This window comes from Corynebacterium mendelii (assembly GCF_017307055.1).
GTDB lineage: Bacteria > Actinomycetota > Actinomycetes > Mycobacteriales > Mycobacteriaceae > Corynebacterium > Corynebacterium mendelii.
Window position 1 is genome coordinate 48,958 of sequence record NZ_JAFLEQ010000012.1, and the last position, 14,758, is coordinate 63,715.

At 65.3% G+C, this 14,758-nt stretch carries 12 protein-coding genes; 9 read left to right on the forward strand and 3 right to left on the reverse strand.

What is annotated here, in order from left to right; genetic code table 11:
• The 3 genes from JZY06_RS07250 to JZY06_RS07260 form a co-directional block, all read left to right on the forward strand.
• The coding region (locus JZY06_RS07250; protein WP_207278893.1) for an HAD family hydrolase at positions 1-645 on the forward strand (645 nt) is incomplete at its 5' end.
• A 60-nt stretch (positions 646-705) separates the two neighbouring features.
• Complete coding sequence (locus JZY06_RS07255; protein WP_207278894.1) at positions 706-1,260, forward strand: gamma carbonic anhydrase family protein; 555 nt, start codon at positions 706-708, stop codon at positions 1,258-1,260.
• 290 nt (positions 1,261-1,550) lie between these two features.
• The gene (locus tag JZY06_RS07260) at positions 1,551-2,765 is read left to right on the forward strand and encodes an MFS transporter (protein ID WP_207278895.1); all 1,215 of its coding nucleotides are present in this window, start codon (positions 1,551-1,553) and stop codon (positions 2,763-2,765) included.
• Between the two features lie 181 nt (positions 2,766-2,946).
• Here the strand turns inward: JZY06_RS07260 and JZY06_RS07265 are convergent, their stop codons facing one another.
• Positions 2,947-3,723 (reverse strand): NAD-dependent deacylase, encoded by a 777-nt coding sequence (locus tag JZY06_RS07265; protein WP_207278896.1) that lies wholly within the window; start codon positions 3,721-3,723, stop codon positions 2,947-2,949.
• A 246-nt stretch (positions 3,724-3,969) separates the two neighbouring features.
• Between JZY06_RS07265 and JZY06_RS07270 the strand changes: the two genes are divergently transcribed.
• The 3 genes from JZY06_RS07270 to JZY06_RS07280 all read left to right on the forward strand — a co-directional run bounded on the left by JZY06_RS07270 (position 3,970) and on the right by JZY06_RS07280 (position 8,177).
• Positions 3,970-5,070, forward strand: coding sequence for a TIGR00730 family Rossman fold protein (locus JZY06_RS07270; protein WP_207278897.1), 1,101 nt, complete (start codon positions 3,970-3,972; stop codon positions 5,068-5,070).
• An 89-nt stretch (positions 5,071-5,159) separates the two neighbouring features.
• The gene (locus JZY06_RS07275) at positions 5,160-6,839 is read left to right on the forward strand and encodes a DUF885 domain-containing protein (protein WP_207278898.1); all 1,680 of its coding nucleotides are present in this window, start codon (positions 5,160-5,162) and stop codon (positions 6,837-6,839) included.
• A 426-nt stretch (positions 6,840-7,265) separates the two neighbouring features.
• Positions 7,266-8,177 (forward strand): SDR family NAD(P)-dependent oxidoreductase, encoded by a 912-nt coding sequence (locus JZY06_RS07280; protein ID WP_207278899.1) that lies wholly within the window; start codon positions 7,266-7,268, stop codon positions 8,175-8,177.
• A gap of 217 nt (positions 8,178-8,394) precedes the next feature.
• On the opposite strand, the gene JZY06_RS07285 is transcribed toward JZY06_RS07280, so the two are convergent.
• A complete protein-coding gene (locus JZY06_RS07285) occupies positions 8,395-8,637 on the reverse strand; it encodes a hypothetical protein (RefSeq protein ID WP_207278900.1) in 243 nt (80 codons plus the stop codon).
• Between the two features lie 257 nt (positions 8,638-8,894).
• Here JZY06_RS07285 and JZY06_RS07290 point away from each other — a divergent pair, with 257 nt between their 5' ends.
• Positions 8,895-10,502, forward strand: a complete 1,608-nt coding sequence (locus tag JZY06_RS07290; RefSeq protein ID WP_207278901.1) for an aspartate:alanine exchanger family transporter — start codon at positions 8,895-8,897, stop codon at positions 10,500-10,502.
• A gap of 31 nt (positions 10,503-10,533) precedes the next feature.
• Here the strand turns inward: JZY06_RS07290 and hrpB are convergent, their stop codons facing one another.
• Positions 10,534-13,023, reverse strand: a complete 2,490-nt coding sequence (hrpB, locus tag JZY06_RS07295; protein ID WP_207278902.1) for an ATP-dependent helicase HrpB — start codon at positions 13,021-13,023, stop codon at positions 10,534-10,536.
• Positions 13,024-13,188: 165 nt separating this feature from the next.
• On the opposite strand from hrpB, the gene JZY06_RS07300 reads away from it, so the two are divergent.
• Both JZY06_RS07300 and JZY06_RS07305 read left to right on the forward strand, forming a co-directional pair.
• Complete coding sequence (locus tag JZY06_RS07300) at positions 13,189-13,932, forward strand: SDR family oxidoreductase (RefSeq protein WP_207278903.1); 744 nt, start codon at positions 13,189-13,191, stop codon at positions 13,930-13,932.
• 6 nt (positions 13,933-13,938) lie between these two features.
• The gene (locus JZY06_RS07305; protein WP_330617180.1) at positions 13,939-14,574 is read left to right on the forward strand and encodes a LysE family translocator; all 636 of its coding nucleotides are present in this window, start codon (positions 13,939-13,941) and stop codon (positions 14,572-14,574) included.
• The last annotated feature ends 184 nt before the right edge of the window (positions 14,575-14,758 follow it).

Below are 14,758 nucleotides of genomic sequence, written 5' to 3' on the forward strand. Positions count from 1 at the left end.
AGACTGCCTAAACTGGCACTGACCGGCCGAGTACGCCTGAAGGAGAAATCGATGACCCGACCCGCCCTGCTTTTCGATCTTTACGGGGTGCTGCTGCACATGCAGTCCGACCGGGATATCGCGGCCATCGAGCAGGCGGCGGGAACAGACGGCAGACTGTGGCCGGTCTACTGGCAGCTCCGCCCGGCCTTTGATGCCGGCCAGCTGTCGGCCGAACAGTACTGGCGGGCTGTCTGTGACCGCCTGGAGCTGGACCATGTCGACATTGACCGGGTCATATCCGCCGATACCGCCAGTTGGCTCAGGCCCGACGACGAGATGATCGGGGCTGTCCGCGATCTGATCGATGGCGGCTGGACGGTGGGTTTGCTGAGCAATATCCCCCACTTCCTGGCCGATGCCGTCAAAGCCGAATTCGACTTTTTCACCCGCTTCCACGCGGTGACCATGTCCTGTGACATTGGGGTGGCCAAACCGGATCCGCGGGCCTACACCACAGCTACCGACGCACTGCACAGTCAGCCGGAACACACCATATTCTTCGATGACTCGCCGCCCAACGTTGACGGCGCCCGGAAGGCCGGCCTTCAGGCCCACGTGTTCACCGGCAAACACGTACTCGACCGGGTCCTCGACGAGCTGTAGCCGCATACCGGCAGGGGTGGACCCACACCACGCCGATGTGTTTTGGGCCACAATGGTGTCATGAAACCACTGATCTACGCCTACCGCGGGAAAACGCCCCGCATTCACCCGTCCGCCTTCATTGCCCCGAATGCCACCATCATCGGTGATGTTGTCATCGGCCCGGACGCCGGAATTTTCTACGGTTGCGTGCTGCGCGGGGATGTCAACACCATCACCATCGGCGCCCGGTCGAATGTGCAGGACAATTCGGTGTTCCATGTCGACGGCGACCAGCCCTGCACCCTGGGTGAGGATGTCACCATCGGGCATATGGCCCTCATCCACGGCGCCACCGTGGCCGACGGCTGCCTGATCGGCATGAAAGCCGCACTGCTGTCGGGTTCGACAATCGGTGCCGGTTGCCTTGTCGCCGCCGGTGCCGTGGTGCTGGAGGGACAGGACATTCCGCCGAAGTCTTTGGCCGCGGGAGTACCCGCGAAAGTCCGCCGGGAACTGTCCGACGAACAGTCCGGTTCCTTTATCCCCCACGCCGCCCACTACGTGGATGTGGGCCGCAGGCACCGGCAACTGGGCCGGGCGATGGATCTGGAAGAAGTACTCACCGACACGTAAAAACTGGTGCGGAATAACCGTGGCTGTCCCGCCGGCGGTGAATAACCGCCCCGGTGACCGGTTTTTCCACCACCCAAAGGAACTGTGTTTTTCTCCCCCGGGGTCAAGGGTGGGGGCACAACGCGTGGTGGACTGGTAATGCTTGAAACACCAGGTGGCTGAAGCGTGTGCGGTGAAACCACCCTTGGTGAAACACCCATGGTCTGCAGGAGTAGTCTGTGCCTGGTCAACGCACCGCCCGGATATCCGCGGCGGTGTCTTTGTGTTTTTGTGCAAAGGAGGATCAGACGGTGGCCGGCACACAGCAGCAATCCACCAGATGGGCCGGTGTTGCGGCCCTGGGGCTGGGAATTTTCATGATGACCACCCTGGAGCAGCTGCCCATCGGTGTGCTCACCCTGGTTGCCGATGATTTCCGGGTCGACAACGGTGTCATTGGCCTGGGAGTGACCATCCCCGGGCTGTTGGCCGGTGTCACCGCCATTGTGGCCCCCGGATTATTCGGCCGCACCGACCGGCGCACGCTGCTTGCGGGCGCTGTGTTCCTCGGCGCGGCCAGTGGTGTCGTCTCCGCGGTCTCAACCAGCGTGCCGGTGTTTCTGGCCTCCCGGATTCTGGTTGGTCTCGGGCTGGGGGTGTTCTGGTCACTGTTGGGTGCCACTGTTGCCCGGCTGGCCGCACCCCAGCAGGTGGCCACGGCGTTGACGGTGGCGTTTTCCGGTACGGCGGCCGCCATTGTGCTGGGTATTCCGGTGGCGACTTTTCTGGGCAACGCTGTCGGCTGGAAGGCGGCGTTCGCCATTGTGGCCGCCGCGGCAGCTGCCACCGGTGTGGCGGTGGCCGCGACTGTTCCCGCCTCACAGGGCGGGGCAGCGGGAAAGATGTCGGATCTGAAAAAAGCGGCCGCTATCCCGGGACTGCGGTTCGGGGTCGCCTTCACACTGCTGATGGTGACCGCCAATTTCACCGCATACACCTACGCCAGCCCGATTCTGCAGGACAAAGCCGGGGTGACCGCCTCCGGTGTGGCCGGGGTGCTGTTGGCCGCCGGGGTGGCCGGCATGGCCGGGAACTTCCTGGCCGGGCCGATGATGAGACGCTGCCTGGTAGCCACGGTGACAGCGATTCCCGCCGGTGTGGCAGCGGCCCTTTCCGTGTTTATTTTCCTGGTCGATTCCCCGGCCACCGGCTATGCGGCGATGCTGCTGTGGGGCGTGTTCGCCGGGATGATCTCGGTGGTCTCCCAGGGGTGGGTGCTGGCGTACGCCGGTGACTACGCGGAGGCCGCCAGCGGTTTGAACTCCGGGGCGTTCAATATCGCCATCGCCATGGGCGCTTTGATCGGCGGCGGTGTCGAGGCCGGTTGGCTGGCGCCGACGGGTATCGGTGTTGTCTCCGGTGGAACCGATGCCGTGCTGGTGGTGGCGGTGTGCGCGACACTGGCTGCCCTGGTGTTGGCGGCAACGGGCCGACGGTTTAAAAAAGCGGCCCCCACCACGCAGTAGCACCCCTGGTGCCCACCGCCGGTGACGGGAGCGGCGGTGGCCACCGGCCGTGTGGTGGCCCACTGATGGTGCTGCCGGTGGTGGCCACGGTCCCGTTGATCCCGGGCGGAACAGACGGTGGGTGCGGTTGTGCAAGGCCCGGTCTTTTTGAAAAAACCCACGACGATCCGCTGATCTCCCGTCACCCGCCCAGCGCATCAACCAGTGCGGGAAGGCCGGTGGCGGCTGTCGCCCGCCAGGAATAGTCGACCACAGTGTCGTAGGCGGTGGGTGCCGGTGTGATTTCCACCAGTACCGTTCCCAGGTCTTTGGCGATCAGCGGCAGGGAACAGGCCGGCTGCACCACCCCGGAGGTCCCCACAATCACCACCAGGTCAGCCTCGGTGAGAAGACGCTCCGCCTGCTCCCACTCCTTGTGCGGCAGCGGTTCGCCGAACCACACCACACCCGGGCGCACATAGTTGCCGCACAACGAACACTTCGGCGGTGTCAGCCGCTCGACGGGCTGATGGGGGATCTCCGGCTGGCGGGCCGGTTTCGAGCAGATCGTGCAGCGGAAGGTGAACAGCGATCCGTGCAGGTGCACCGGATGCTCCATGCCGCCGCGCTCATGCAGATTATCGATGTTCTGTGTGATGACAGAGACATCTGTACCGTCGATCGCATTCCACCTGGCGATGGCTGTGTGTCCCGCATTGGGGGCGGCGTTGAGGGATACCCTGGCCCGCCACAGGGAAAACGCCCACATCGGTTCCGGATCTTTCGCCCACCCGGCAATGGAGGACATCTCCTCCGGGTTGACGTTTTCCCACAGGCCGGTTGAATCGTTGCGGTAGACCGGGATACCCGATTCCTTCGACATCCCGGCCCCGGTGAACAGCACCACCCGCTGTCGTCCGCGGGCAAGATCCAGTACTTCGTCGGGGACGGTCACGGGGCTGGGGGTGGATGAAGTCATGGCGGGCACCGTTTTTTGGGGAAACAACTAAAGGGGGCACCGGGCTACCGCCGGGGGTGAACACCCGGCCGGATGGCCCGTTGTCTTCCAGCCTATCGCTGTTGCATCCGCCGGATGGGGGAGTTATGTGCCGGATGGTTTCCGCTGCGGCGGTGGCTTCACTTGTGGGGCGGGGTAGGGGTGTGGTGGATACCCGCCAGAACTTAGTGCCACACAGCCGCCTTGTGGCGTTCTACAGTTGGGTCCATGACCGATAGCACCCAGCCGAAGCTTGAAATCCGTCCCATGACCCCGGCCGACCGTCCGTGGCGGTTGTGGGCGTTGAACGGCAATGCCTGCCGTGACGGCCGCCCGATTGAACCGGCTGGTGCCGAAGCATTGTTCAGTGGTGCGGCAGCGTTCGCCCCGGAGCGCGGCGATATCGGCTTTATCGCCCAGACACGGGCACCGTCGTGCAAACCGAACCGTTCCGGATCTGATGTGGTCGGTTGCGCCTGGGCGCGGTTTGATTCCGGTACCGCGGGCCAGTTGGATGCCGCCATGCCGGAGCTGGTGGTTCATGTCGACGACCATTTCCGGGACGGTGGAACCGGGTCGGTTCTGGTGGGTCGGGTGCTGCAGGAAGGCCGGCGCGCCGGGTGGGCGGGGGTCAGTGTGACCTGTGCGGAAGACAATCCGGCGGTGCAGTTTTTCGCCCGCCTCGGGTTTGAGGCTGTTTCAGGCGGCAAAGAGGGTGTCTACCGGATGGTGTTCACCCCGCAGATAAACTCCGTCGCCGTCTACTGCGGATCATCCATGGGCCGCCGGGAGATTTACCGGGACACCGCCGAGGAGCTGGGCCGCCACCTGGGTCGGCGGGGGAAAACCCTGGTCTACGGGGGCGGCAATATCGGCTTGATGGGGGTTGTGGCGCAAGCCGCCCTTGATGCCGGCGGCCAGGTGACCGGGGTGATCACCGACTATCTGCGGGACAAGGAAATCGCCCACGAGCACCTGGACCGCCTGGAGATCGTTGCCACCATGGCGGCACGCAAGTCCCGGATGATCGAATTATCCGATGCGTTTGTCGCATTGCCCGGCGGTACCGGAACCCTGGAGGAACTGACGGAAATCATGACCAACCTGCAGCTGGTGCCCGGTGCCGGGCCGATGGTGTTCGTCAACGCCGGCGGCTACTGGACGCCGTTTTTGCAGTTCCTGAAGCACATGGTCGACGAGGGTTTCCTGGCCCGCCGCTACTACGACAGCCTGATTGTCGTCGACACGGTTGACGAGATGTTCACCGCACTGGACTCGTGGGTGCCGCCGGGAACCAAATGGGTGGCCGGTATTATGCGCCGCCGGTAGGGCACCGGCCGGGTGACCGGCCCGCGGGGGCGGTTGCGGTGCCGCCGAATCGGGTGGGACAGTGCGCGTGCATAGGTATCGTTGGGCCCATGACTGAACACACCGCCGATGAAATCCGCCAGCCGTCGCGTCTTGATATCGCCGCCGAGGCCTATGTCCATGATCTTGCGGCCCTTGTTCCCACCCTGGGCAGTGACTGGGGGTTGGGCTATGACGACCAGTTGCAGGATTTTTCCCCGGAATTTTTCGACGAAGTTGCCTCACGCACCCGCACAATGCTGCAAGAAATCGACTACCAGGAGCAGCTGGCCGCCGATGACGACAGCATCGATTTCGACGCCACCGATAAAGTCACGGCCGCGGTGATGCGTGACCGGCTCGGGCTGGACCTCGAACTGCATGAGGCCGGCGAAGATCTGCGGGATCTGAACGTGATCGCTTCCCCGGTGCAGATCATCCGCGACACCCTGTCGCTGATGCCCAATGACAGCGAACGGGATAAAAACACTATCGCCTCCCGCCTGTCGAAAGTGGATGCCGCCCTGGCCGGATACCGGGCGTCGCTGGACAAAGCCGCGGCCAACGGTGATGTGGCCGCCCGACGGCAGGTGCTGCTGGTGGCCGCCCAGTGCCGTGACCTGGCGGCACAAGACTCCCTGCTGACCACGTTCGACCTGGGTGAGCAGCATGACCGGGCCGTGGGGTCGGCCATGGAGGCTTTCGGCCGCCTGGCCGACTGGTTGGAGACCACCCTGGCCGAGCGGGCACCCGCGGACGATGCGGTCGGGGAGGAACGCTACCGCAGGTTTTTGCGCCAGTTCGTCGGTTTCGATGTCGACCCGGATCGCGCACACGAGTGGGGCAAGGAAAAACTGGCCGAGATCATCGACCAGCAGACCGCGATCGCCGAGGACCTGTACGGCCGGGGCACCACCGTGTGGCAGGCCATGGACCGGCTGAACCGGGAGGAAAAATACCTCATCCACGGCACCTCGGCGCTGACCGAGTGGATGCAGGAAACCGCCGACAGGGCGATCGCCGATTTGCACGGCACCCACTTTGATATTCCCGCCCCGGTACAGACCATTGAATGCCTGATCGATCCGGCCGGGACCGGCGGGATTTTCTACACCCCGCCCAACGACGATTTCTCCCGTCCGGGCCGGATGTGGTGGTCGGTTCCCGCCGGGGAGGACACCTTCCACCGCTGGCAGGAACTGACCACCGTCTACCACGAGGGTGTTCCCGGCCACCACCTGCAATGCGGCCAGGCGGTGTGCGAACGCGACCGGCTGAACCTGTGGCGCAGACTGGCCTGCTGGAACTCCGGGCACGGGGAAGGGTGGGCGCTGTATGCGGAAGCGCTCATGGATGAACTGGGCTACCACGATGATCCGGGAACAAAGATGGGGCTGCTTGACGCGCAGCGGCTGCGGGCCGCCCGGGTGGTGCTCGATACCGGTGTGCACCTGAAAAAGGACACCGGTGACGGTGGCCGGTGGGATGCCGACTACGCCTGGTCTTTCCTGCGGGACAATGTGGCCATGGCGGAGGCCAATCTGAGATTTGAATTCCACCGTTACCTCGGCTGGCCGGGGCAGGCACCCTCCTATGCCCTGGGGCAGAACCTGTGGCAGCGGATGCGCGCCCGGGCGGAAGCGAAGGCAATGACCACCCGTGCCTTCCATTCGACAGCCCTGGCCGAAGGCTCGATCCCGATGGGAATTCTGGCGCAGGTTGTGCTCGGCGAATCCCTGGACGCCGTCTAGCGGTCACCCCGGCCGGGGGCGGTTCGGCGGTGGATGGTGTGGGGCGTTGACCCACGGACCGGGTGCGGACCCCGGGGCACGGATGGCCGTCATGGCACAGGCGCTACCCCGTCCTGTGGTGGCGCCGATGTTGACCTACGGGTGAGTTTGTGCAGTTGGGAAAGGGTGGGGGAATTCCTATTGACCCTAATGGGGGGAGTGGGGCCGCAGCTGGTCAGATATGATCAGTATTTGTTGATAGCTGGTGAGCTGCACAAATATATTCACGAATCAAACGTGGTCGGAGCGCCGGGGCGGCCACCCTTTTGCGGTTGGGTATTGCAGGGCGGTGGCCGGTTATGATCCACCCGATGTTTTGTTTCCCTAAAGAAACTCCCTGGGGAGAGGTGCGTGCCCTCCTGCCGAGCAATGCGAAAGGATCCTGACATGGCGTATTCAGTTGGGGTGGCAAGGGGCACGGGCAACGGTCGCCGGACGATCGTTGTCACCGGTGCCTCCAGCGGCATTGGTCTGGCGGCGACGGAAAAGCTGCTGGCGGAGGGCCACCGGGTGATCTCCGTCGGGCGCAACCCCGAGAAAATCAGCGGCTTGGCGGCCCGGCTCGGCAACGAATGGTTTGTCTGCGATTTCGCCGATTTCGCCGATGTGGCCCGCCTGGCCCGGGACATTGCCGCAGCGACCGACCACATTGATGTGCTGGCCAACAATGCCGGGGCTTATTTCTCCGCGCGGGAGCGCACCGTCGACGGGCATGAAAAAACCCTGCAGGTCAACCACTTGTCGCCGTCGCTGCTGACCCTGAAGCTCCTGCCCTGCCTGCAGCGGGGCCTGGGCTATGTGGTCATGACTTCCTCGGTGGCGGGCAAAGCTTTTTCCTCGCTGGATGTCACCGACATCGAACGGACCCGCCGCAGCTACCGCCCCATGGAGGCCTACGCCGATTCGAAACTGATGAACGCCATCTTCGCCCGGGAGTTGTCGCGCCGTTTCGCCGCCCACGGGATTTTCGCCGTCTCCTTCCACCCGGGTGTGGTGGCCAGCAGTTTCGCCACCACCAGTGACGGCCTGGTCGGCCGGGCCTACCGCAGCAGGTTGTTCCGGTCCTGGCTGCTGCACCCGGAGCGGGCCGCCGAACGTTTGACCGCCCTGGCCAACGGCACTGTCGGTGTCGATTTCGTCCCCGGCGGCTACTACTCGAACAATCAGCCGGTGCGCACCCACGAGCTGGCCTACGACGATGGGATCACCGCTGCGGTGTGGAACACAACCCTGGAACTGATCAATGACTCCGGTGATTTCGGCATCGACGAGAGCATGGAGGATGTGGCCGCCGCCTAGGCCAAGCCAAAAACCCACCCGTGACCGGCGGAAAAGACCGGTGGGTGGGAAAGATGCCGTGGACGGGCGGGCACACCTGCGGCCGCCGCGTGGTGGTCAACCAGCATGCGGCGGCAACTGGTGCGGGTTGTCCGCCAACCGGCGCACCGGCCCGGATACCCGCCGCCTGCCCGGTGGGCGGTGCGGGACGACTCCGGGGCCGGGACTGCAGTTTCGGCTAGCTGCCCGGCTTTTTCATCCACCGGACCTCAGGGCCGCGGGTGGGGCCTTCCGGGTCTTTGACGGTGTGGCCGAGCAGGTTGAGAAAACGCATCATATTGTCGACCTTTTCCGGGCTTTCACCGGTGGCCTGACAGATCTCCGGCTCGGTGAGAACCCGGTCCGCGGCGATTTGCTCTTCAACCCATCGCAGTGCGGCAGCGGAGCTTTGTTTGTTGTTGCATTTGACGTCACTGGTCATACTCACCAATCTAGCGCCTAAGGCTGTTAGCTTCCACGGTTGTCGTGTCGGCAGGTGTACCCGCCCACCCGGTACCGTCCACCGGTGCCGCGGAAACAACCGGGTGGGGATCCCGGTGTCCCGGCTACGGGTCTAGACTGCTGCAGGGAAAAATACGTCCCTTTGACAGCCGGTGTCCGGCTTGCCGCCGGTTTTTTCGTCAACCGCTAAAACCGTGGCCAGGGGCAGGAAAAAAGTCGAAAGGTCAGTGCCGACCCATGGCCGATACCGGTGCCGCAGCCGCACTTGTCGAATTCGCCGTCAACCACAAAGTGCTCACCATTTGTGCGGTGCTGGCCGTGGGGGCGGCCGTGGGCCGCATCCGGGTCGGTCCGCTGAAATTCGGTGCCGCCGGTGCGTTGTTTGTGGGACTGCTCGCCGGGGCCGCCGATCCGCGCCTGGGGGAGGGGCTGGACTTGGTCAAAACCTTCGGGGTGGTGCTGTTTTGCTACGCGGTGGGCCTGACGGCGGGAGCCACGTTTATCAGTGACCTGAAAAGACAGTGGGCGCTGATGCTCTCCGGGGTGGTGGGGCTGGGGGTGATGGCGGCGGTGGCCTCCGCCGCCGGGAAACTGGTGGGGTTAAGCCCCGCCCACATCTCCGGCCTGTACGCCGGGACCCTGACCTCCCCGGCGATTGACGCGGCGGAAAAAGCCACCGATTTCTCCCCCGACACACTGGTCGGCTATGCCGTCAGCTACCCGGTGGGTGTGCTGGTGGCACTGCTGATGACCGCGGTGATCACCACCAGGACCTGGCCCGCCCACGGCGATGTTCCCTCCCAGGCGGAATCCGGGATCACCGCCCAATCAACCTATGTCGACACCGCCGTGACAGTGGCTGATGTGCCGGGTTTTGCCGACGGGAAAGTCCGCATGTCCTATCTGCTGCGGGAATCCGATCTGGGGATTGCCCACCCGCGGCTGGAACTGCAGCCGGGCGACGAGGTGCTGCTGGTCGGAAGCCCCGATGATGTGGCTCAGGCAGTGCAGGCCATCGGCCGGCCGGCCGATGAGAAAGACGAACTGACCGCCAACCGGCAGACCATTGATTTCCGCCGGTTCGTGATCTCCAACAACCGGCTGGCCGGACGCAAACTCGGTAAAATCCGGGAAGATTTCCGCACCATCACCGGTGGGGTGATCACCCGGGTGCGCCGCGGGGACCTGGATATGCTCGGCACCGATGATGTTGTGCTGCAGCCCGGCGACCGGGTGCTGGCGGTCGTCCCCAACGACTACCTGCGCATCGCCACCGACTTTTTCGGCGATTCCGAGCAGGGTTCGTCGAACCTCAACGCCCTGACCCTCGGATTGGGGGCGACCCTGGGGCTTGTTGCCGGGGCTTTCACCCTCAATCTTCCCGGCGGACTGACGTTTTCCCTCGGTGCTGCAGCAGGCCCGCTGGTGGTCGGCATGGTGTTGGGGGCCGTGCACAAAACCGGTCCGCTGCGGTGGGACATGTCGCATGCGGAGGGCACCATTTTGAAACAGATCGGGCTGATGGTGTTTCTGGCCTGTGTCGGCCTGGCCTCCGGCCCGTCGTTCGCCGAGCAGGCCCTGACCTCCACCGGTGCGAAACTCGCCGCCGTTGCCGCTGTCTCCCTGCTGGTTGGTGGGGTGATCTCGATTACCGGGGCCTTCATCTCGCAGCTGTCGGCGCAGCGGGCGGCCGGTGCCTTCGCCGGTTTCGTCGGCCAGCCGGCCATCCTGCAGTATGCGCTGAGCCTGCGCAACGATGAACGCATCGAATCGGCCTACGGGGCTTTGTTCGCGCTGGGAACAATCGTGAAAATCCTGCTCGTGCAGGTCATTGTGCTGGTGTGAGCACCTCCGGCAGCCTGCCCAACGGGTGCGGCTACATCCGTTTTTTGGTTCTGTGGGTGGCCCGGGCGGTGAAGGGATCCTCCGGCCAGGGGTGTTTCGGGTAGCGGCCGCGCATCTGTTTGCGCACCTCCTGGTACGGGCCGGCGAAAAAACTGTCCAGATCATCGGTGACCGCCAGGGGCCGTCCGGCCGGGGACAGCAGGTGGAACCGCACCGCAACACCGGTGACCGTCGGTGAGGCGGTCATGCCGAAGCATTCCTGCAGTTTCACTTTCACCACCGGGACTTCCCCCGAATAGTCGATGGCCGGGTTCCTTCCGGAGGGCACCGCCAGGGTTTCGGGAACCAGGTCGGCGAAATCGGCGGCCGCGGGCCACGGCAGCAGGCGGCGCAGCGGCTCGGAAAGACGAATCTGTTTCGGGGGTGTGCCGCGGGCAATCTCCTCCAGTTCGCCGGCCAGCCACATCTCGGCTGTGTGCGCCAGGGCCGTGTCGCTGACATCGGGCCACGGCGCACCGATGTGGGTGTGCGCCCAGGCCAGCCGCTGCCGCAGGGCGGTGGCTTTCGCATCGAAGGTGAACATGCCCAGGCCGTGGGTTTTTATCTCCTCCGCCAGGGCGGCGACCGCGTCGGCCGGATCGGGTTTGACCGGGGTGGAGGACAATTCGATGGCCCCGGCGCGCACCACCTGTCGGGCGGTGATCCCACCGGCGGTGACCGTGACGGTGGTGGTTGTGGTGGTGCCGATCAGGCGCAGGGCGGTGTCTTCATCGATGTCGGCGGCGGCACGGATGATCGCCCCGGTGTGCCCGTCCCCTTTTTTCTGGGTCCGGCCGATGGCGGCGACAGCCATCCAGCCGGTGTGGCTGCGGCGGATGCTGCCATCGGCTGCCGCCCGGGTGCCGCAGGCAAGAAGCCAGGTTCCGTCGTCCATGAGTTTCGCGATCCAGCCGGGATAAGCCAGGCCGGTGACATAGCCGCACCACCTGGATGCGGCTATGGCACCGGTGGTGACGGCCGTGGTGTTTCCGGTGTGGTCGGGCAACGCGGCCAGGGCTGTGTCGGCGGCGGCGGCCAGCCGGTCAACCTCCCGGTGAAAGCGGCTGCGGCGGGTGTTGTTGCGTGAAGCGATATCTGTGGCGATATCCCCTGCCGGGTTATCGGATAACACGGCCACCACTTCGGCGGCTTTTCGCCCGCAGGCCGCTGTCCCATCGACCAGCGCCCGGGCAAGCCGGGGGTCGGCGGGGATGGTGGACAGGATTTTCCCGGTCTTTGTGGCCTTCCCGTCCTGTGTGACCGCACCGATGGACAACAGTGTGTCCATGGCATCGTCCATGGCTTTGTCCGGCGGCTGGTCGATGAGTTTCAGGCCCTGGCCGCGGGGGGTGCCCCAGCAGGCCAGCTGCAGTGCCGCCTGGGTGAGATCGGTGGAAAACATCTCCGGGGTGGGGAAATCTTTCGCGCCACTGTATTCGGCCGGGGTGAAACAGCGGATCACGGTGCCGGGGCGTTCCCGTCCCGCCCGCCCCGCCCGCTGGTCCATGGAGGATTTCGCCGCCGATTCGGTGACAAGTCCGGAAAAACCGCGTTTGGCGTCTCTTTTCGGCACCCGGGCAAGACCGGAGTCAACGACCGTATCAACCCCGGCGACTGTCAGGGAGGATTCGGCGATGGTGGTTGCCACCACGATTTTTTTGCCCGATCTGGGGTCCAGGGCTTTGTCCTGGGCGGCTGCATCAAGCCCGCCGTGCAGCGGGAACACCGGAGTATCGGCCAGTGTCCGCAGGTGACGGGCAACTGTGTCCACTTCCCGGCGGCCGGGAACAAACACCAGCACAGACCCGGTTGTCTGTGCTGCCGCCCGGGCGGTGGTGCGGGCCATGTGCTCGAGGAAGGACTGCTCCACCCCGAATCGGCCCAGGCGCACCGGTCCCGGCTGGTGGATGATCTTTAACGGATGGGTGGGGGCGGGCTGTTCGATGATGTCGGCTGCCAGCAGGTCGGCGAAACGCTGCGCATCCACGGTCGCCGACATGGCCGCCACCATCAGGTCATCGCGCAGGCAGGCGATCTCTGCGGCCATGCCGAGCACCAGATCGGTATCTGTCTGCCGCTCGTGCACCTCATCCAGGCATACCGCGGAGACCCCGGGAAGAGAGGGATCGGCCAGCAGCTGCCGCAGCAGTACCCCGGGGGTGACGAACTGCACCCTGGATCCGGGGATGTGTTCCCCGCGCACCGAATAGCCGACTGTGTCCCCCAGCCGCGAGCCGTCCAGGTGCGCCAGGCGCCGGGCGGCGGCCCGCACAGCCACCCGCCGGGGTGCGGTTACGATCACCCGGCCGGGAACATTGTTGGCGATCACCGGGGGAACCAGGGTGGTTTTACCGGTCCCGGGCGGGGCCACCACAACCAGCGGGGTGAAGCGCCGGGCTTTATCGGCTATCGCTGAAGTTGTGGCGGCCACCGGCAGGCCACGGCCGATACAGTCAAGGGCGAAAGCGGGCGGCTGCGACATGGCCACCACTGTAGAAGACACGCGGCGGGCAGGCCCCGGCACCGGCGGCAGCAGCGGCACGCGGCGGGGGCACCCGCGAAAAAAACCATGCCCGGGTGGTGGTGGCGGATCCGCCACGGGGTGTGGTGGCACAGCGGGAAGGCGCCGCATGGCACCATGGCGGTTATGACCGAGATCAATCCCTGTCCTTCTTCCCGCCCCGGTGAAGGGAAAACCGCCCTTGTCACCGGGGCTTCGGCCGGTATCGGCGAGGCCACCGCCCGGGCGCTGGCGGCTGACGGCTGGCATGTCATCTGTGCGGCGCGCCGGGCCGGGAAAGTGAAAAAAATTGCCGCGGACATCGGCGGCACCGCAGCGGTGGTCGATGTCACCGACCCGGACAGTGTGGCGGTGCTGGCCGAGGCAATCGACAGCCTGGATCTGCTGGTCAACAATGCCGGCGGGGCGTTGGGTCTGGACCACGTCGCCGATGGCCTGGTGGAGGACTGGCGGGTGATGTACGAGACCAATGTGATCGGTACCCTGCAGGTCACCCAGGCACTGGTCGACAAACTCATTGCCGCCAACGGGCTGGTGGTGACCATGTGCTCGATCGCCGGGCACCACCCCTACCGGGGTGGCGGCGGCTACAATGCGGCCAAACACGGCCAAAGCGCGCTGAATAAATGCCTGCGGATCGAAACCGCGGGCACCACCCTGCGGGTGACTGAAATCAATCCCGGCCGGGTGCACACCGATTTCTCCGTCAACCGTTTCAAAGGCGACCGGGACAAAGCGGCGAAAGTGTACGAGAACAATATTTCGCTCACCGCCGGTGATGTGGCTGAAGCGGTGCGCTGGGTGGCTTCCCTTCCCGCCCACGTCAATATCGACACCATCCAGCTGACCCCCACCGACCAGGTGGTGTAGCGCCCGGTGGCCGATGTACTGCTGCCGCTGGTTGCCGTGTGGATGGCGGCCATCGCCAGCCCGGGGCCGGATATTGTGCAGATCATCCGCACCGGTGCCGCCAGCCGCACCGCCGGTATCTGGTGTGCCGTGGGCATTTGCACCGGAAACCTCATCTGGATCACCGCCAGCCTGGCGGGTTTGAGTGCTGCGGTGCGCACCTTCCCCGGCATTGTCACCGCCCTGCAGATCGTCGGCGGGCTGTTTCTCGGGTGGCTGGGCATTGCCGCCGTGGCCGCCTGGCGGCGGGCCTCGGCCCCGCCGGGCGGTGCCGGCGCGGCCCCGCCGCCGCCCCGGCACCGGTGGGCGGCGTGGCGCCTGGGGGTGGCCACCAACCTGTCGAATCCGAAGGCACTGCTGTTTTTCGGCGCCATTTTCGCCCGCTTCATCCACCCCGACGACACCATCGCCACGGCGGTGGTCATCACTGTGGTGCTGGTGGCGGTGGAGGTGGTGTGGTTTGTCGGGGTGGCCGTGGCGGTGGAGAAAATGGCGGCGACCATCCGCGCCCGGGCGCAGCTGATTGACGCGGTCGCCGGCGTGGTGTTTCTGGCCGTGGCCGCGGTGATGCTCGGCGAGGCCGCCGGCGCCCTGATGTTCTGACAAAACCATCACCGCCCCGACACACGGCAGGGCGTGCCCGCCGGCGCACCACCCGGCACCGGTGCCGGTTGAGCAATCTCACATTCTGCTGCCCACCCCTGCCCGACCGACCGGGAAGAAAGAGTAAAACGGCAGGTCACGGCATGGTTTACGGCATCTGTGCCGCCCCCGGCCGGCGGCCCCG